This is a genomic window from Actinosynnema sp. NPDC037264 (assembly GCF_055603705.1).
Window position 1 is genome coordinate 243,867 of the sequence record NZ_JBVJVK010000001.1, and the last position, 19,237, is coordinate 263,103.

The 19,237-nt window shown below is 70.2% G+C and carries 12 protein-coding genes; 4 read left to right on the forward strand and 8 right to left on the reverse strand.

Features of this window, described 5'->3' with window-relative positions; translation table 11 throughout:
• Positions 1-135: 135 nt before the first annotated feature.
• From ACZ7GX_RS01200 to ACZ7GX_RS01225, 6 genes are all read right to left on the reverse strand, one after another.
• Positions 136-3,909, reverse strand: coding sequence for a golvesin C-terminal-like domain-containing protein (locus ACZ7GX_RS01200; RefSeq protein ID WP_498771482.1), 3,774 nt, complete (start codon positions 3,907-3,909; stop codon positions 136-138).
• 129 nt (positions 3,910-4,038) lie between these two features.
• The gene (locus tag ACZ7GX_RS01205) at positions 4,039-4,542 is read right to left on the reverse strand and encodes a hypothetical protein (RefSeq protein WP_498771484.1); all 504 of its coding nucleotides are present in this window, start codon (positions 4,540-4,542) and stop codon (positions 4,039-4,041) included.
• Complete coding sequence (locus ACZ7GX_RS01210; RefSeq protein ID WP_498771486.1) at positions 4,539-5,507, reverse strand: S8 family serine peptidase; 969 nt, start codon at positions 5,505-5,507, stop codon at positions 4,539-4,541. The genes ACZ7GX_RS01205 and ACZ7GX_RS01210 overlap by 4 nt, the downstream gene beginning before the upstream one ends.
• A 22-nt stretch (positions 5,508-5,529) precedes the next feature.
• Positions 5,530-8,844, reverse strand: coding sequence for a carbohydrate-binding protein (locus tag ACZ7GX_RS01215; RefSeq protein ID WP_498771488.1), 3,315 nt, complete (start codon positions 8,842-8,844; stop codon positions 5,530-5,532).
• Positions 8,845-9,310: 466 nt separating this feature from the next.
• Positions 9,311-12,142, reverse strand: coding sequence for a transglycosylase domain-containing protein (locus tag ACZ7GX_RS01220; RefSeq protein WP_498771490.1), 2,832 nt, complete (start codon positions 12,140-12,142; stop codon positions 9,311-9,313).
• Positions 12,143-12,236: 94 nt separating this feature from the next.
• On the reverse strand, positions 12,237-12,641 hold the full coding sequence (locus ACZ7GX_RS01225; RefSeq protein ID WP_498771492.1) for a DUF5318 domain-containing protein: 405 nt from the start codon (positions 12,639-12,641) through the stop codon (positions 12,237-12,239).
• A 167-nt stretch (positions 12,642-12,808) separates the two neighbouring features.
• Here ACZ7GX_RS01225 and ACZ7GX_RS01230 point away from each other — a divergent pair, with 167 nt between their 5' ends.
• Positions 12,809-13,354, forward strand: coding sequence for a PadR family transcriptional regulator (locus tag ACZ7GX_RS01230; RefSeq protein WP_498771494.1), 546 nt, complete (start codon positions 12,809-12,811; stop codon positions 13,352-13,354).
• A 41-nt stretch (positions 13,355-13,395) separates the two neighbouring features.
• Positions 13,396-14,487, forward strand: coding sequence for an inositol-3-phosphate synthase (locus ACZ7GX_RS01235; protein ID WP_498771496.1), 1,092 nt, complete (start codon positions 13,396-13,398; stop codon positions 14,485-14,487).
• A 51-nt stretch (positions 14,488-14,538) separates the two neighbouring features.
• Here the strand turns inward: ACZ7GX_RS01235 and ACZ7GX_RS01240 are convergent, their stop codons facing one another.
• Entirely contained in the window at positions 14,539-15,267 is a 729-nt protein-coding gene (locus ACZ7GX_RS01240) for an SDR family NAD(P)-dependent oxidoreductase (protein WP_498771498.1), read from the reverse strand.
• Between the two features lie 10 nt (positions 15,268-15,277).
• A complete protein-coding gene (locus ACZ7GX_RS01245; protein ID WP_498771962.1) occupies positions 15,278-15,919 on the reverse strand; it encodes an HAD family hydrolase in 642 nt (213 codons plus the stop codon).
• Positions 15,920-15,984: 65 nt separating this feature from the next.
• Here ACZ7GX_RS01245 and ACZ7GX_RS01250 point away from each other — a divergent pair, with 65 nt between their 5' ends.
• Complete coding sequence (locus ACZ7GX_RS01250) at positions 15,985-17,145, forward strand: MFS transporter (protein ID WP_498771500.1); 1,161 nt, start codon at positions 15,985-15,987, stop codon at positions 17,143-17,145.
• A gap of 62 nt (positions 17,146-17,207) precedes the next feature.
• Positions 17,208-19,223, forward strand: a complete 2,016-nt coding sequence (locus ACZ7GX_RS01255) for a PhoX family protein (protein ID WP_498771502.1) — start codon at positions 17,208-17,210, stop codon at positions 19,221-19,223.
• The last annotated feature ends 14 nt before the right edge of the window (positions 19,224-19,237 follow it).

Genomic DNA, 19,237 nt, shown 5'->3' on the forward strand with positions numbered 1-19,237 from the left:
TCCCCTCACCCCCCTCCCAACCGCGTTCCCCTTCGTGGCGGGCGGGGGGGGGGGGGGGGTAGAACTCTTGGTCGGCTTGGGAGACACGGCGGGGGGTGGTGGCCGCGACGGCGCCCACCACCAGCAGGCCGCGGATCACAACCCGAGCTTCCGCAGCGCGGAGGTGAACACCTCGCCGTACAACTGGAAGCCCTCCCTGGTCGGGTGGAAGCTCTCGGAGGGAATGGCCAGCAGCGGGTCCGAGTCCGTCTTGGTCTCCACGATCGCGTTGATCCGCGCCGGTGCGCCGCACGCGCCCTTGCCGTCGAAGGCGGTGTACGGGTCGGCGAACACCATCTCGATGCCCTCGTTGCGCAGGTCGATGGTCATGCTCGTGTAGGCCACGGTCAGCACGTCCCCGATCTCCTTGAACCAGTCGATCGTGCGACCCGAGAACAGCGCGTCGCAGAGCACGTCGTGCTCCAGGAACTTCGGGTAGCCCATCAGCACGATCTTGGCGTTCGGCGCCCGCTTGTGGATCTCGCGGATGGTGGTCGCCACCGACGGGATCACCTTGTTCCGGATCAGGGCGGGCTCCGCGTCCTTCAGCGGCACCCCGTTGTCCTCGTCCAGCACCTCGTCAGGGCAGTCGAACAGGTAGGTGAGGCACGACTTCATGATCTGGGTGAACCGCGCGTCGTTCCCGCCGACGGACATCGTCACCAGCGTGGTGGACTCGTCCAGGAAGCCGCGGTCCATCTGCGACACCTCGTGGTAGAAGGACCGCCCGGTGTTGCCCCAGGCGTCGACGGGCTTGGGCTCACCGGCGGGCACCGTCTCGAACGGCAGCACGTGGTGCGTGCGCGCCCCGCTGCACGCCAGCAGTTGGTAGTCCATCGTCGGGTCGTTGTAGAAGTCCGCTATCTGCCCGATGGTGTTGCCCGCGTACTGGGCGAGCTTGCCCTGCCGCGACCACGTGTGCGGCGAGCGGTGGCAGGCGTTGCGCAGGTTCTCGTCGTCGCCGTAGACGTTGGTCTCCCGGTAGTACGCGGCGTTGCCACCCGCGCCCTCACCCGACGAGTAGGAGTCGCCCAGCGCGACGACGACGTTCGCCGGCTTCTGCGCCATCGGCTGGAATGCGACCGCGTCCCAAGCCACGTCCTCCGTGCCCTCGCCGTCGAGGGTGGTGGTGGACAGCCTCACCTTCGGCGTGCCGGAGAACTGCATGACGCCCAGCGACACCCACTTGTTGGCCTCGGTGCGCTGCAGGACGACCCGGGTCTTGGTGGCGGAGCCGGTCTCGACCTCGTACTTGGCCTGCCTGGTGTGCGCGCCGTGGTCCGGGATGTGCACGAGGACCCGAGCCCACCCGGTGAGCGGCCTGTTCAACGTCCACGTGCCGGTCACCTTGCTCATGTTGCCGGCCGGATCGTCCCTGCGGGTGTGACCGAAGTAGAAGTGGTTGTCGAAGGCCGCGCCTAGCTGATGGAAGTCGATCTTCGCCGAGGGCGTGGAGAACTGGAGCTGGAAGCTGCCCTGGCTGGTCCAGTCCCTGGTGCAGCGCCGGTTCGGGTCGGCCCACTTCGCGGGCAGGGCGGCCGCGGTGGCGGGCAGGTCATCGATGATCAGCGCGTTCGCGGGCAGGGTGTCCTGCGCGCACCGCGGCGGGTAGTTGGCGCCCCACGCGGGCGCGGGCTCCACGTCGTAAGTGAAGTTCCAGACACCGCAGGTCTGGTCGCAGTCGGCCTTCCAGGTGGCGGGCAGGTGCCACCAGCACTTCAGGTCGCGCTTGCCGGTCTCCGGGTTCTTGTGGTCGCACGGCCCCGGCGGTTCCGGGTCGTCACCGGGACCGGGCAGCACCGACGGGTCGTCGGGCACCCACGCCTGGCCGCGGTAGCAGTCGTTCTGCGGTGTGCAGAACAACTCGACCGGGGGCTTCACGTTCTCCCGGTTGAGGTTGCCGTTGCTGCCGGCCGCGTTCCACCAGGCGGGTGCGAAGCCCGGCCCGGTCGGCGTGGCGATCGAGTGGGCCGCCCAACCCATGACCTTCTCCGGGTACGGCCACCGGTTCGGGTACTTGGCGTCGGCCTGGGTGAACTCCAGGAACGGCAACCGGTTCGCCGGGTAGCGGGGGTTGATCGGGTTGTTCGTCCAGCCGACGCCCCACGGGGAGCCGTCACCCTTGTCCGCGTTGAAACCGGAGTTGTAGGCCCACACCGCGAGGAACCAGTTCTCGATCTTGCGCGGGCTGCCGTTGTTGACCACCATCCCCGCCGCCCGGGTCTGGTTCCACTTCTCCTGCAGGATCTGCAGGCCGCGTGCGATGTTCGTCTTGTGGTCCAGCGCGATGGCCCGCTGCTGGGCCGCCGGGAGCGCCGGCGCGAACGTGCCCTCGCGGCCTGCCATGCGCATGCCGTCGGTGACCTGGGTGATGCCGTACCCGCAGTCGGCGTCGTCCCAGTTGATGGCCCAGTCGTCGTCGTCCTCTTTGTTGTAGATGGCGAGGCCGAAGTAGTTGCCGATCAGCGGGTTCGCGGGCACGCCGGGCAGCGCGAACCGGGCCGCCTGCCACAGGTTCGACTCCTGCGCCATGATGCCGAGCAGGATCTGCGGCGGCACCTTCTCCCCGCCGATCAACGCCTTGGACGGGAACATCGCCTGCGCGCCGTCGGTGTTCTCCAACGTGCCGAGCACGGCTCGGTCGGCCGCCCACTCCGCCTGCGCGGGCGTGGGCTGCGTAGCCATCGCCGACGCGTCGCCGCGGGGGATGGCGCAGGTGCGCTCGGCGTCCACGGGGTTGGTCAGGTCGGTGGTCGCCGACAGCTCTCCCGCGGATCGGCCGGACTTCGGGTTCGGCTCGCGCCCGGTCGCGGCGTGTGAGCCGACCGCTCCCCGCGGGTTGACGGTGAAGCCGACGCGCGCACCCGTGGCGAGGACCTTCAGGTCGATCTTCGCGCGACGGGCGGCCGCCAGGTCCTTGCCGGGCGGCTCGGCGTACTCGGACCTCTCCACGGCCACCCGGCCCGCGGTCGACACCGCGGCGTCCCGGGACACGTCGAGCTTGACCACCGATGGCGGCAGCGCGCCGACGGTGTCGGCCTTGCCCGTCAGGAATACCGCACCGGCCTTGCCGGACGTGACTCCGAGGTCCTTGAGACCGCCGGTGGCCAGGGTGGACACCTTCGCCCGCGGGTCGGAGGGCAGCGCCCGCCGTGCCCGTACCCGGTCACCGAGGCGTTCCAGGAACACCACGCCGCCGTCGGCGTCCGGCTGCAGCATGAAGGGCGACCCGGTCGTGACCGCCAGGCGGTGGGCGCGACCCTTGTCGTCGACCTTCACCAACGTCGATCCGGCCGCCGCGACGACGCCCGCCGCAGTCGGCACCGCGGAGGTCACCTGTCCTTCGACCTCGACCGGCGCGGCCGCCGTGGACGTGCCCGCCTCGAGCCTGGTCAACCGGGTCCGGCCCAGGTCGTCGCCCTCCTCGGTGAGCACGGCGGCCTCACCTGTGCCGCAGCCGGGGTTGAAGTAGGCCAGGCTCGACCGGACCGGCAGCTTGGTCACCACACCGGTGTCCAGGTCGACCGTCGCGCTGAACCCGCCGCGGCCGGCCAGCTTGTCCTTGTTCGTGAAGATGCGCGGTGCGTACACCACTACCGCGCGCTTTCCCGACTCCGTCACGCAGGCGTTGCCGATCCACTGGTCGGAGTCGAAGCCCGGTTCGGACAGGGTCGCCGCCGTGCGCCACGTGTAGCCCGTGGCGGCGTCGGCGACCAGGAGGTGGAAGCCGTCCGCGTCACCGCTGGTCGTCCACGCCCGGTCGGTCGACTGCTGCCAACCCCGTCCGAGCAGGTGGTCGCGTTCACCCGGATCGGTCGTGTGCTGCGCCCGCGGCTCAACCGGTGTCGCGGGCGCCTGCGGTCGGGACACCGGTTGGGCGGTGGCGCCGATCGGGGCACCCGAAGCCAGCAGTGCCAGGGATATCAACGATGTGCCTAACATGCGTCGTGCACGTCTCTTCGGCATGGTTTTCCGTTTCGAATCCGGTGCGCCGATCGGTCAGCGCGGCGAGGTGACCCAGAATCCTTCGGTGTGATCGTTCATGAGATCGCCGACGTAGTAGGTGTCGCCGTCGTACCGGGCATGTCCTTCGAAGGGGTCGTAGGCCACGGCGAACGCCACCGTGGTCCAACAACCGCCGTGCACGGTGAAAGACGAGATGCGGTCCTTCCAGGCGGGGAAGTTGTTCTCGTCGAAGTAGAGGAGGTAGCCTTCCGCGTCGCAGGTCCCGGCGTACCCGTACCAGGTGAACTCGCCGTTGCTGCCGTCCCAGTGCCAATTGTCGTACCACGTCATGAGCGGTACCGCGGCCGCTGAAAGGGCTTTCAGCTCCTGGGCTTCCGGGTCGGTCGAGCAAGCGGTCCGAACCGGGTCCTTCGGCGTCCTCCCGGTCACCGCGACGCAGTGTTCCTCAACCGGTTCGGCTTGTGCCGGACCGCTGAGCGCCGCTATCCCGAAGAGTGCGGCAGAAATAGTGCCCATGATCTTGCCGGCTGGTTTCACTTTCGATTCCTTCCGATTGGTGTGGTGCTCGGTCGGCGTGCCGACCGCGTGCTGCGGTCCCGCATCCTCTTCGCTCTTCGTCGGATCAGGACCGATCCGACGAGCAGTGCCGCGCAGACCCCGGCCGGCGCACCCAGCGAGGTGCCGGACGCGGCCGGTGACCGAGGTGGTGGGCCGGCCAGCGCGCGAACCGGATCGACGACGCCGAACCCGTACTGAGGATCGCGGCCCGGCGGTCCGGCTTCCCGAGCCGTCGTTTCGAGCAGTTCCGCCACTTCCGGCGCGGTCAGTTCCGGGTACCTCGCCCGGACCAGCGCCGCCGTGCCCGAGACGATCGCGGCGGCGTAGCTGGTGCCGCTGCGCTCCCCCCGTGAGGTCGCGATGTCCACACCCGGCGCGGCCAGCGCGATCTCCGGTCCGGACACGCTGACCTCCGGGCGGAACAGGCCGTTGCGGTCCACCGCCGACACGGCGAGCGCACCGGCGGTGCGGGCCAAGGCGGTGACGCCTTGGTCAACACCGGTGTTGCCCGCCGCGACGACCACCAGCACGTCCCGCTCGGCCGCGTACCGCAGCGCTTCGCCGTACGAGCCGTACGAGCCGCCGAGCGACATGTTGATCACCTGCGCACCGCGGTCCACCGCCCACCGGACGGCCGCGTCGGCGTCCGCGCTGTTGCCGGTGAGCTTCACCGGAAGCACCTCGGCCTCCGGTGCGACGCCGTGGCGGCCCGCGACCAGCGCCGCCACCTCCGTGCCGTGGCCGACGAGGTCGCGGCCCCCGGTGCCGAGATCGGGGAACTCGGCACCGGGCAGCACCCGCCCGGTGAGGTCCGGGTGGTCGTCGTCGACTCCTGTGTCGATGACGGCGACCGTCGCCCCGTCACCGCGAGAGGTCGTCCAGGCTTCTGCCAAGCCGAGCTGACCGACCCAGAACGCCACCACCGCCACCAGGACGGCGACCACGGTTACCTCACTCCCGACCAGGTCACCAGCTGTACGCCTCCTCGATGCCGTTCCTGACCTTGGTCAGCACGACCGGCGTGCCCTCGCCCGCGTTGAGACCTTCCGGGAAGAGGCACGACGGCTCGACGTAGTGGCTGCACACGCCCGACGTCTGCGGCATGTTCATGTCCTTGCCGTTGGCCCACAGCGATTCCAGGTCGGTGAACGGGTTGGGGCCGCACTGCCTGGTCTCGGCGAGGTACCGGTTGTTCGGCGCGTCGAACTTCGGCGCCAGGCACAGCCCGGTGGCCCGCTGGATGATCCGGTACTCCTTGCGGTTCTCCGCGTTGGTGTTCGGGACGTAGCGGACCAGCCAGTCGTCGCTGAAGTTGCCGGTGCACTGCCGGTGCACGACCGGCGCCGGGTATGCCGTCGTCGTGGCCGTGAGGCAGTTCTGGGTGATCAGGTGCACGAACCGCGAGATGTAGTCCGTGCTCTGCTGGAACCCGTCCTCGGGACTGAACGCGATCGCGTCGAACGCCACGATGCGACCGGTCGTCCCGTCACCGGTGAGCGTGCTCAGCGTGACCTTCGGGATGTTGTCGAAGTCGAACTTGCCCAGCGGCATCCACTGGCCGCGGTAGTCGTGCTGGCTCTTCGTGACGGTCTGCTTGCCCAGCGCCGTCTCGATCTCGTAGACCGCCGCCGTGGTCTTCGTGGAGCCGTGCGGTGGGATGTAGGCCCACACACCGGCCCTGGTGCGCATCTTCTGGCTCAGCGTCCAGTCGGCCGTCGTCACGGCCTTCAACTCGGTGGGCGTGTTCTGCTTGGTGTGGCTGATCCACGTGTGCCCGCCGAACCCGCTGCCGAGCTGGTGCAGGTCCACCCACGCCGCCGGCTTGTCGTAGCGGAACGCCATGGTGCCCGTCGACGTCATCTGCGTGCAGGCCGGACGCCTGGTCGGGGCGCCGTGGTCGACCACCAGCGTGCGCGTGCTGACCGGGCCCTGCGCGTCGCACTGGGGCACGTAGCTGACGCCGTTCGCGGGCTCCTGCGAGTAGTCCGGCCAGTCGTACCGGATGAACTCGTAGCCGCACGTCGTCGCGCAGTCGGTCTTCCACGTGGCCGCGTCGTGCCACCAGCAGCGCAGGTCGTACTGCCCGGCGGCGTTCTGGTGCGCGCACGGCCCGGTGTCCCGCAGCGGGTCGTCGTCCACGTCGGGATCCGTCGGCGTGAACAGACCGCCGGGCACGCACTGGTTGGCGCTGGTGCAGAACAGGAACCGGTCGGGCTTGACCTTGTGCCGGTTGTACGCGCCGGTGCCGGGCGTGCTCACCGGGCCGTCGCCGCCGTCCCAGTTCGCCGGCCTGAAGAAGGGCACTTCGGTGTTCTCGTCCTCAAGACCCCACGGCGGGTTGGCCGCGAAACCCATCACCTTCTCCGGGTAGGGCCAGAACTGCGGGCGCGCGAAGTCGTGCGGGTCCTCGCCGAAGGGCTGTCGGTTGGGGTCGTACTGCGGGTTGGCGGGGTTGTTGCCCCAGCCGAGGCCGTGCGCGCCGTTCGTGTTCGGCTCACCCGGCGGGTGGTAACCGGAGTTGTAGGCCCACGCGGCGAAGAACCAGTTCTCGATGCTGGTGACGTCGTTGTTGTTCACCCTCATGCCGGCTGCCTGGAGCTGGTTCCACTTGTCCTGCAGCAGGGCCAGGCCCGCCGCGACGTTCGCCGCGTAGTCGGTGCCGATGGCGAGCTGCTTGTCGTAGGACAGCGCGACCTCGCCGGGACGGGTGCGCCCGGCCGTGCGCATGCCGTCGGTCATCTGGGTGACGCCGTAGCCGCAGTCGGCCTCCGTGAAGTCCACGTTCCAGTCGTCGGACTCGTCGCCGTTGTAGACGTCCACCCCGTAGTAGTTGCCGATCAGGGGGTTGCCGGTCTCGCCGGGCAGCGTGTGCCGGCTGGCCTGCCACATGTTCGACTCCTGGCCGATGATGCCGAGCATGACCTGGGCCGGCACCTGGCCGCCGTTGGCGTTGGTCATGGCGCGCTGCGGGAACATCACCTGCGGCCGGTAGTTGCCCTGGTGACCGCCCCAGCCCGCGGGCCGGAGGACGTCCAAGTGGTTCTTCACCGCCATGTCCACCGCCCACTCGACCTGTTTGGGCTTGGGCTGGATCACCTGCGTCTGCCCGTCGTTGCGAGGCACCGCGCAGGTGCGGTCGGCCTCGACCTCGCGGGGTTTGAGCACGTCGGCGGGGTTGACCCCGAAGGCCAGGTCGCGGCCGGTCTTGAGGCTCTTGGCCCGGATGCTCCAAGGCTGCGACTCGACCTGCACCGGCGACTTGGTCGGGGCCACCCCGGTGACCGCTGCCTCTGCGTTGGTGGACACCGCCGAGCCCGCGGGGAGGTCGAGCTTGGTCACGACCGCCGGCAGCGCTTCGAGCTTCGCGTCACCGGTGATGAACACCCTGCCGCCGGTCGCGGTCAGGTCGACCTCACCGGTCGCACCCCTGGCGAGCAGGGACGTCTTGCCGCGCACGCCGGTCGAGCGCTGGACGTTGACCGCCTCTTCGCTCTCCGCTGCCATGAACACGACGCCGCCGTCGGCGTCGGCCTTGAGGTGGAACGGCACGCCGGCGGTCTTGGCGATCCGTTCCTTCGTGCCGTCGCGTTCGATCTTCAGCACGCCGGTGCCACCGGCGACGGCGAAGCCGTCCCGCAGCGGGACGGCCGAGGTGAACTGACCGGTGACCTCGGTGCGGTCGCTCACCTTCCCGGTGGTCGCGTCGACGGTGCGCAGACCGGTCTTGCCGAGGTCGAGGTCGGCGGCCTGGGTGAGCGCGACCTCCTCCCCGAGGCCGCAGCCGGGGTTGTAGTACGCCAACGTGGTGCGGACCGGCAGGTCGGTGACCGCGCCCGTGACCAGGTCGACGACGGCGGTGAAGCCGCCGCGGGCGGACAGCTTCTCGTCGTTGGTGAACGTCCGCGGCGCGTAGACCACGACGGCCTTGGTGCCGGAGCCGGTGACGCACGCGTTGCCGATCCAGGTGTCGGCGTCCACCGCGGGCTTGACCAGCGTGGCCGCCGTGCGCCACGAGTAGCCGGTCTTGGCGTCGGCCACCAGCACGTGGAAGCCGGTTCCGTCGCCGGTGGTCGTCCACAGCCGGTCGCCGGACGACTGCCAGTCGTTGCCCAGCAGCTCGCCGCGCTTCTCGGCGGCGACCACCGGGGGTTCGATCACCGCGACTTCTCGCACCGCGTTCCAGTCGGGGTCGGTCGCCGGCGCGGCGGCGCCCGGTGGGGCCGTTGCCAACGCGGCGATCGCGATTGTCGTCGCGCACAGCGGTGCCAATTTTCTTCGCACGTGTCCATCGCTCCGTTCGATCAGTGCCTGATCTTTCTGAACGTGGGGAATTAATTCGGGCGCACTCGCCATGCGGATGTGCCGAGTGCACATCCGCATGGCGTGGTGTATTGGCGGGGATCGCCGCGCTGCGCAGGCGACCTCGATCGAGGCCGCCTGATTTCGGTCCGCGGTGCCGGCTCAGTGGTTTTGCGTTCTACCGGTCGATGTGGCGAATAGGCCGAGAATGGCCGTCGATCCCGATCACGGTGCCCCCTGGCGTACTGAATGCCCGGCACGAGCAAACTACACAGATCAATGCACGGTCAATGCATCGGAACATGGCGCAGATCACATGCGTCCATTTGTGTGACGGCGAGAATGTCCGATAAGCCGGCCACGTGGTCTGATCGGGTGAAATAGAGCGGAATGCAAAGGAGGGGTTCGGCCGTCCGGCCGAACCCCTCCTGGCCTGCGGATATGCAGGTCAACCCGTTGGTCGAACACCGCCGCCGATCGGATCGGGTCCGTTCTCCGGCGTCGTCGTGGAGGTGGTGGGCGGGCAGGCCAGGCCCACGCACGGACGGGTCGAGGTCGTCGGCTTGGTGGTCGTCGGCTTGGTCGAGGTCGGGTCGGTCGTCGTCGACCGGTTGTCCTCGTCCCGCTTCTGCGTGGTCGTCGTGGTGGTCGTCGTGGTGGTCGGCTTCGGGTCGTCGAACTGGTTCAACTTCCTCGGCTTCGGGAACGGCTCCGCCGGCGTCCCCTCCAAGGCCCGGTCCATGAACCTCTTCCAGATCTGACCGGGCAGGCCACTACCGAAGATCGGCCGGTTCTGCGCGTCCTTCAACGCCACGCTGCCCGCGGGGTTGCCGATCCACACCGACGCCGACAGCGTCGGCGTGTAGCCGACCATCCACGCCTTCGAGTTCTGCGTGGCGTCGTTGGGGAGCTCGTGCGTGCCGGTCTTGCCGGCGCACTCACGGCCCGCGCACGCGAGACCGGTCGACGGCTTCACGACGGGCTTGAGCGCCTCGGTGACGTTGTCGGCGATGTCCTGGTTCTTCTGCGGGTCCGGGTCGAACGCCAGCCGGGACTCGTCGACGTGCTGGTAGACGGCCTTGCCCTCGGTGTTGGCGATCTTCGAGATGAAGAACGGCTCGTGGTACGTGCCGCGCGCGGCGAACGTGGCGTACGCCGACGCCATGTCGAACGGCCGGACCTGCGCCTCGCCGCCACCGAGCGCGATACCCGCGTTCGGCGCGCCGCCGGTCTCCTTGTTGACCAGCAGCTTCTCCTCGCCGTTGCCGACGTCCACGACCCTGGGAATGCCTGCGGCGTACGCCGCGTCGGCGACCGGCTGGGTGCCGATCTCCAGCACCATCTCGTAGAACACCGTGTTGAGCGACAGCTCCATCGCCTTGCGGATGGGGCACTTCTCGCCGCAGCTGTTGTTCCGGTCCGACGCGTTGCGGATCACGATGGGGTCGCCGCCGAGGTTGAAGGTCTTCGGCGAGCGGCCGTCATAGGTCGAGCCGAGGCCCTTGCCCGCCTTCAGCGCCGCCACCAGGTCGAACGGCTTGAACGAGGAGCCCGCCTCCTGGATCGTGCCGCGTGCGAAGTCCTGGCCGACGCCGTCCTCGCCCGCGTAGTACGCCCTCACCGCGCCCGTCTGCGGGTCGATCGCGGTGAGGGAGGACCTCAGCTCCTTCGGCTGCGGGCCCATGATGTCGCGCACCGCCTCCTCGGCCGCCAACTGCTTCGGCGGGTCGATGGTGGTGTGCACGGTGACGCCGACCGACTGGGACTTCTTGACGTCCCACCCGACCTTGTCCATCTCCTCGATGACCTGGTTGCGGATGTGCAGGCGCGGGCCCGCCAGGCCGGAGTCGTCGGTCTGCGGCACCGGCTCCGGGAACGGCTCGGACTGGCGGTAGGACGGCTCGATCCACTTGTACTCGAGCAGCTGGTCCATCACGTAGTTCCAGCGCTCCAGCGCGTACGCGGGCTGCTCGGACCGGCTCGGGTTCTGGACCATGCCGGCCAGCAGGGCGGCCTGCGAGTAGGTGAGGTTCTTCAGGTCGTCGTGACCGAAGTACGCCTTCGCCGCCGTCTTGATGCCGTAGGCGCCCTTGCCGAAGTAGATCGTGTTCAAGTACGCGGTCAGGATGTCTTTCTTGTCCTGCTGCTGCGACATCTTGTACGCGGTGACCGCCTCGGTGAACTTGCGGCTCAGCGTCATGTCGCTCTGGTCGGTGGCTTCCTTGACGTACTGCTGCGTGAGGCCGGAGCCACCGCTCTGCTCGCCCTTGAGCTGGTAGTAGGCCGCGCGGGCGATGGCCTTCAGGTCGAAGCCGACGTTCGTCTCGAACGTCGGGTCCTCCGCCGCGAACAGGGCGTGCTTGATCGAATCCGGCAGGTCCTCGTACTTGACCATGGTGCGGTTCGCCTCGCCGGGGGCGTACTTCGTCATCACGGAGCCGTCGGCGTAGAGGATCGTGATCGCCTTGCCCTGTTCGGCCGCGAGGGCCTCCGGGTTCGGGACCTCGACCACCTGGTAGGCGATGGCGAACGCCACGACGGGCGCCAGCAGCATCAGCCCGAAGGCCACGTAGGCGGTGCGGCGCACGCGGCGCCAGACCTTCTTGCGACGCACGGCGCGGGCCTCCTCCTCGGTCAGCTCCTCGTCGTACTCGTCGTCGTAGAACGGCTCGAGCTCGACCTCGTCCTCGCGGTGCGTGAGGAGCTCAGGTTCGCGCGGCGTGGTCTGGTACACCGGCGGCAGCAGGTCCGTCGGCTCCTCGCCGGGACGCCGCGGCGGACCGCCCGGACCGGCGGGACCGCCGGGTCTGCGCGGACCGCCCGGACCGCCGACCGGTGGCCGGCCGCCGGGCGGCACGGGTCCGCGCAGGCCGCCGGGAGGCGTGTTCGGGCGCTGGCCGGGGCCGCCGGGGCCGCTGCCCGCCACGCCGGGACCGGTCGGGGGGCCGCCGGGCCTGCCGCCGGGGCCGGGTGCGCCGGGACCGGCCGGTCGCCGTGGCGGCGGGCCGCCGCGGGGAATCCCGCCGGGCGGCGTCCCTCCCGCCGGCGGGACGCCCGCGCCGGGCGGCGGGCCGGGGCGGGAGAACCCGCCCGGCGGGGTGCCGTGCCGAGGGCCGGGGCCGTCCATCGGAGCGCGCGCGAAACCACCTGGCGGGGTGTTCGGACGCTCCGGCTGATCCCCGGCGCCGTGGCGCGGTGCGTGCCCGCCGCCGTCCGGGTCCTCCCCGGTCGGCCACTGCGGCTCCGCGCCACGATGCCTGTCGTCATGCTGGTCGTTCACGAAATGGCCTCCCAGACCGGCGTGCCGTTGCACGCGGTTCGGTGGTCGTACGCCGCTGCTCCTCGCCGGAGCGGCGCCCGCGGTCGGAGCAGGTTCACTCCGCCGCGGTCCTCCTGCGCGGCTTGCCTGAGTTCAAGCCACGCGTTCCCAGGACGTATGACTGCACCAGGTGGTTCCAACTACATGTGCGGCAAACTTCGACCACGTACACGGTGAACTCCTCGAAGAGGGTCGCCATGCGGGCCAGCTCGTCGGTGGTGCGCGCGGATCCGGCCGCGTGCTTGAGCTCGTCGCCGTAGACCCAGGACACGTGGGTGAGCGGTTCCTTGCGGCACACCGGGCAGGTCACATCGCTCGGTCGGCCGTGGAACTTCGCAGCTCGCAGCAGGTACGGGCTGGCGTCGCAGACCTCCATCGTGCCCACTCGGCCCGCGTAGACCTCCGCCAGCAGCGCGCGGCGCTGCAAGGCGTAGTCCACGACCTGGCGTTGGGTCGACACGACGACCAGAGTACGTGCCGCCCCAACCGCGTCGATGGGCCGTTCAGGGCAGTGGGCCGAAGGCAGGGGTCGCTGTGTGCCACGTGACACCGCGTCGGCGTGCGCGGATGTATCGAACCGATATACTGAGCACACCCATCGGCGCTCACCCGAGCGAGGAGGTGCGCGTGCTGGAGTTCGCGGTGCTCGGCCTGCTGCACGAGGCGCCCATGCACGGCTACGAGCTGCGCAAACGGCTCCACGAGCTGCTGGGTGCGTTCCGCGCGTTCTCCTACGGGACGCTGTACCCCACGTTGCGAAAGCTGCAACGCGGCGGCCTCATCGTCGAGGAAGTGCCCGAGGAGGACTCGGCCCGCTGGGGCCGTCGGGCGCGCAAGGTCTACAAGCTCACCGCGGAGGGCAAGGAGAGGTTCGCCGAACTGCTGGTCAACGCCGGACCCCAGACGTGGGACGACGACTCGTTCGGCGTGCACCTGGCCTTCTTCTCCCGGACCCCGGCCGAGATCAGGATGCGCATCCTCGAAGGCCGCCGGCGTCGCGTCGAGGAACGCCGCGAGGGGCTGCGCACCTCGTTATCGGCTACCAGCGAGCGCATCGACCGGTACACCCGGGAGCTGCACCGGCTCGGGCTGGAGAGCACCGAGCGCGAAGTGCGGTGGTTGAACGAGCTGATCGCCCATGAACAGGCCGAACAGCGCGAGCGGGACCAATAACCCCCCGAATACGAGCACGGAAGAACTAAGGAGGACTCGGCATGGGCGACAACCGCCGCACCGTTCGAGTGGCCATTGTCGGGGTCGGCAACTGCGCGGCGTCGCTGGTGCAGGGCGTCCACTACTACCGCGATGCCGACCCGAGCACCCGCGTGCCCGGTCTGATGCACGTCCGGTTCGGCGACTACCACGTGCGCGACATCGAGTTCGTCGCCGCGTTCGACGTGGACGCCAAGAAGGTCGGCTCGGACCTGTCCGAGGCCATCGGGGCGAGCGAGAACAACACGATCAAGATCGCCGACGTGCCGCCGCTGGGCGTCACCGTGCAGCGCGGTCACACCCTCGACGGGCTCGGCCGGTTCTACCGGGAGACCATCGAGGAGTCCGACGAGCAGCCGGTCGACGTGGCGCAGGCGCTGCGCGACGCATCGGTGGACGTGCTCGTGTCCTACCTGCCGGTGGGCTCGGAGGAGGCGGACCGCTTCTACGCGCAGGCCGCCATCGACGCCGGCGTGGCGTTCGTCAACGCGCTGCCGGTGTTCATCGCCTCCGACCCGGAGTGGGCGGAGAAGTTCCGCGCGGCCGGCGTGCCGATCGTCGGCGACGACATCAAGTCGCAGGTCGGCGCCACCATCACGCACCGCGTGCTGGCCAAGCTGTTCGAGGACCGCGGCGTCCAGCTCGACCGGACGATGCAGCTCAACGTGGGCGGGAACATGGACTTCCTGAACATGAAGGAGCTGGAGCGGCTGGAGTCAAAGAAGGTCTCCAAGACGCAGGCGGTGACCTCGCAGGTCGACCGCGACCTGGGCAAGCGCAACGTCCACATCGGCCCGTCGGACTACGTGGCGTGGCTGGACGACCGCAAGTGGGCCTACGTGCGGCTGGAGGGCCGGGCGTTCGGCGACGTGCCGCTGAACCTGGAGTACAAGCTCGAGGTGTGGGACTCGCCGAACTCGGCGGGCATCATCATCGACGCGGTGCGCGCCGCCAAGATCGCGTTGGACCGGGGGATCGGCGGCCCGATCCTGTCGGCGTCGTCCTACTTCATGAAGTCCCCGCCCGTGCAGTACTCGGACTCCGAGGCGCACGAGGCGGTCGAGGCGTTCATCCGCGGCGACGTCGAGCGCTGAGTCCTCTCGCGACGGACCCCCTGCACCGGGTGCAGGGGGTCTTCTCGCACGTCAGCGCTTGGACAACCGCAACGACTGCCACGACCCGTCGGCCGTCCAACCGCCGTCCACGGGCAGCGCGACGCCGTTGATGAAACCGCTCCGGCCCGGGTCGGCCAGGAAGGCGACGGCCTGCGCGATGTCGTCGGGCGCCGCGAACCGGCCCATCGGCACGTGGTCGGTGATGTCGGCGTCGTCGTAGTGCCCGCCGGCCTGCGACTCGACGTCCATCTCGGTCTTCACCCAGCCCGGGCACACCGCGTTGACCCGGACACCGCGCCCGCCCCACTCCACGGCGAGCGTGCGCGTCATGCCGATCAGCCCGTGCTTGGTGGTGTTGTAGGCGGCCCGGTCGGCGACGCCGCGCAACCCGGCCACGGACGCGATGTTCACCACCGCGCCCCGCCCGCGCGCCAGCATCACCCGGCCCAACGCCTGCGTCAGCAGGAACGGCCCGGTCAGGTTGACCGCCACCATCCGCTCCCACAGCTCCAGGGACGTGTCCTCGAACGGCACGATCCCCGCGATCCCGGCGTTGTTGACCAGCACGTCGACCCGGTCGCCGACCCGCTCGACCACCCTGGCCACGTCGGCCGGCGACGACACGTCGCCCACCACGCCGCCGTCGGTCTCGGTGAGGTCGAACCCGACCACCTCGTACCCGTCCTCGCGCAGCACCTCGGCCACCCGCAGCCCGATCCCCTGCGCCGCCCCGGTGACCACCGCAACTCGTCGCTCCATGGTGGGCACGCTAGGGCGTCGACAGGGCGCCGGGCAGGTCCGACAGCCGCCGCAGCACGGTGACCTGCGCCAACACCGCCGGATCGGGCGGGAAGTGCTCGTTCGGGACGGCGTAGACGGTCATGCCGGCGGACAGGGCCGCGCGCAGGCCGTTGGTCGAGTCCTCCACCGCCGCGCTGCGGGTCGGGTCGACGCCCAGCTTCGACGTGGCCAGGAGGTAGACGTCCGGCGCCGGCTTGCCCGCGCCCGCCTGCTCGCTGGAGAGGGCCACCGGGACGACGTCGGTCAGGTCGGTCGCGGCGAGGAACGACTTGATCAGCACCGGCGGCGACGAGCTGGCGATGGCGACCGGGTAGCGCGACGCCACCTCGCGCACGACGTCCACCGCGCCCGGCAGCACGGGCGGGCCCTCGGCGTAGCGCTCGGCCATCTCGCCGATCACGCCCGCCGCCGCCTCGGCCGGTGTCAGCCGCACGCCGACCTCGGTCACCAGGTAGGTCGCCCACTCGGGCGTGCTCATGCCCTGCATCGCCCTGGTCGCCGCCGGTTGCCACGTGCCACCGTGCCGGGCGGCGAAGGCCTGGCGCACCTCGTCCCACATCCGCTCGGAGTCCACCAGCACGCCGTCGAGGTCGAACACCACCGCATCCACACCCATGACCGTAGTGTGAGCACACTTACTTAGCTAGCCTAACCATAATTGGTTAGACTAGCTAAGTGAAATTCCTCGACCAACCCCGTCAGGTGTGGGTCACGGCGTTCGCCGCGGTGATCGCGTTCATGGGCATCGGGCTCGTCGACCCGATCCTGCTGTCGATCGCCGAGGGCCTGCGCGCCACACCGTCGCAGGTCACCCTGCTCTTCTCCTCCTACCTGGGCGTCCAGGTCGTCGCCATGCTCTTCACCGGCGTCGCGTCGGCCCGCTTCGGCGCGAAGCGCACGCTCGTCGGCGGCCTCGCCCTGATCGTGGCGGCCACGACGCTGTGCGCACTCGCGGGCGACATCGGCCAGCTCGTCGGCCTGCGCGCCGTCTGGGGCCTGGGCAACGCGTTCTTCATCGCCACCGCGCTGTCGGTGATCGTCGGCGCGGCCACCGGCGGCCGGAAGGGCGCGATCCTGCTCTACGAAGCCGCGCTCGGCCTCGGCCTGTCCGTCGGGCCGCTGCTCGGCGCCCTGCTCGGCAGCTTCTCGTGGCGCGGCCCGTTCATCGGCACCGCCGTGCTGATGGCCGTCGCCCTCGTGCTGTGCGCGGTCTTCCTCGCCGACGACGAGTCGCGGCAACCGATCCGGCTCCTCGACCCGCTGCGCGCCCTGCGCCACCCCGACCTGCTGCGCACGGCGCTCGGCTCCGCCCTCTACACGGCCGCGTTCTTCGCCGTGCTGGCCTGGTCGCCGTTCGTCCTGGGCTGGGGCGCGGTGCGGATCGGGCTGGTGTTCTTCGGCTGGGGCGCGTGCGTCGCGGTGGCGGGGGTCTGGCTCGCGCCACGCCTGGCCGACCGCTTCGGCGACCGCCGCACGACCGTCGCCGCGGTGCTCGCGTTCGCGGTGCTGATGCTGGTCATGGCCGTGCCGAGCAAGCCGCTCCTGGTGGTCGCGGTGATCGTCAGCGGCGTGGTCTCGGGCGTGCTCAACACCCTGTTCACGAGCACGGCGATGAGCGTCAGCCCGGCGCCGCGCCAGGTGGCGAGCGCGGGCTACAACTTCCTGCGCTGGTTCGGCGGCGCGCTGGCCGCGACGTTCGTCGGCCACCTCGCCCACCCGTTCGTGGTCGCCGCCGCGTGCTGCGCCCTCGCGGCCGGCCTGCTCGCCCTCGGTCGCACGTCCGAGCGCGCCGTGCCGACCGAAGCGATTCTCGTCGGTGAGGACTTGGTGGGTTAACAACAGGTGAACGCCGGCCTACTGTCAGTTGGTCCCGTACTGACCGTAGGAGGCGCGTCGTGGTGCGACACCTTCCCCTGCTGGCCAACCACTCCGCCGGCCGCGCGGCCGTCACCTGCGAGTACCGCTGCGGCGACGCGTGCTTCCACGACGTGCCGAACACCTCGGGCAACCCGTCCTTCGACGACCTGGTCGACCGCCGCACGGCCATCAAAGCGGCGCTGGTCGTCGCCGCGGTCGGCGGTGGCGCGGCGGCCGGGACGGGCACAGCGGCGGCCGGCACGGACAGCGCGGCGGCCGGATCGCGTCCGCTCGGCCTGGACTTCGAACCCGTCGCGCCGAACGCGCTGGACGCCGTCGTCGTCCCCGAGGGCTACCGCCAGGAAGTCGTGATCCGCTGGGGCGACCCGCTCTTCCCCGACGCGCCGGAGTTCGACTTCGACCGCCAGACCGCCGCCGCGCAGGCCCGCCAGTTCGGGTTCAACTGCGACTTCGCCGCGCTGCTGCCGCTGGACCCGACGGGACGGGCGAACCTGCTCGTCACCAACCACGAGTACACCGGCGAGCCGTTCATGTTCCGCGGCTACGACGCCGAGAACCCCACCCGCGAGCAGGTCGAGATCGCGTGGGCGGCGCACGGCCTGTCCGTCGTGCAGGTCCACCAGTCCCGCGACGGCCGGCTGAGCACGCGGTTCTCCCGCTACAACCGCCGCATCACGGCCACGACGCCGTTCCGGCTCACCGGTCCGGCGGCGGGCTCGGAGTACCTCAAGACCTCCGCCGACCCGACCGGCACGCTGGTGCTCGGCACGCTGAACAACTGCGCCGGCGGCGTCACGCCGTGGGGCACGATCCTGTCCGGTGAGGAGAACTTCAACCAGTACTTCGGCAACGCCGACGCGCTGGCCGACCCGCGCCTGACCCGCTACGGCATCACCGGCACGGCCACCACCCGCAAGTGGGAGCGGTTCGACCGGCGCTTCGACCTGGCGCGGGAGCCCAACGAGGCCAACCGGTTCGGCTACGTCGTCGAGATCGACCCGCTCGACCCCGACTCCACGCCGGTCAAGCACACCGCGCTCGGCCGCTTCAAGCACGAGTGCGCGAACGTCCGCATCGCGGGCGACGGCCGGGTGGTCGCCTACTCCGGCGACGACGAGCGGTTCGAGTACGTCTACAAGTTCGTCTCCACCGGCAAGGTGCGCCGCGGCGACGGCAAAGCCGCCCGCCGGCACAACATGACCCTCCTCGACGACGGCACGCTCTACGTCGCCCGCTTCACCGGCGACAGCCCGCCCGCCGAGATCGACGGCTCCGGCAGGCTGCCCTCCGACGGCCGGTTCGACGGCCGCGGCGAGTGGATCCCGCTGGTCAGCGGCACGCGGTCGTTCGTGCCGGGCATGACCGCCGAAGAGGTCTACGTCTTCACCCGGCTCGCCGCGGACAAGGTCGGCGCGACCAGGATGGACCGTCCCGAGGACATCCAGACCCACCCGCGCACCGGCGTCGTCTACCTCGCCCTGAGCAACAACGTCGACCGCGGCAAGGAGGGCAAGGAGGGCGCGACCGAGCCGAACCCGCGCGTGGCCAACAAGCACGGCCAGGTGCTGGAACTCGCCGAGCGCGGCGGCGACGCCCTCGCGCTCACCTTCACGTGGAACCTGATGCTGGTGTGCGGCGACCCGGCCTCGCCCGACACCTACTTCGCGGGCTACGACAAGACCCGGGTCTCCCCGGTCTCCAGCCCCGACAACGTGGCGTTCGACCGGCACGGCAACCTGTGGATCTCCAGCGACTCGGGCGGCGCGCTCAACGGCTACAACGACGGCCTGTACGCCGTGCCGGTGTCCGGGCCGCACCGCGGGCGGCTCCAGGCGTTCCTCACCGTCCCGCGCGGCGCGGAGACGTGCGGGCCGGTGATCGGCGAACGCGTGGTCACGGTGTGCGTGCAGCACCCCGGCGAGGTGGACGGCGCCAGTGCGGACAACCCGGTCTCGCACTGGCCGGACGGCGGCGACTCGCAACCGCGCTCCGCGGTCGTCGCGGTCTGGCGCGACCACCACCGCATCGGTGAGTGACCGCCCGGCGACAC

Bases quoted from the DNA above. Each gene is read 5' to 3' on its own strand.
- ACZ7GX_RS01240 (WP_498771498.1), bottom strand. From the start codon at position 15,267: ATGGAGCGACGAGTTGCGGTGGTCACCGGGGCGGCGCAGGGGATCGGG.
- ACZ7GX_RS01235 (WP_498771496.1), top strand. From the start codon at position 13,396: ATGGGCGACAACCGCCGCACCGTTCGAGTGGCCATTGTCGGGGTCGGC.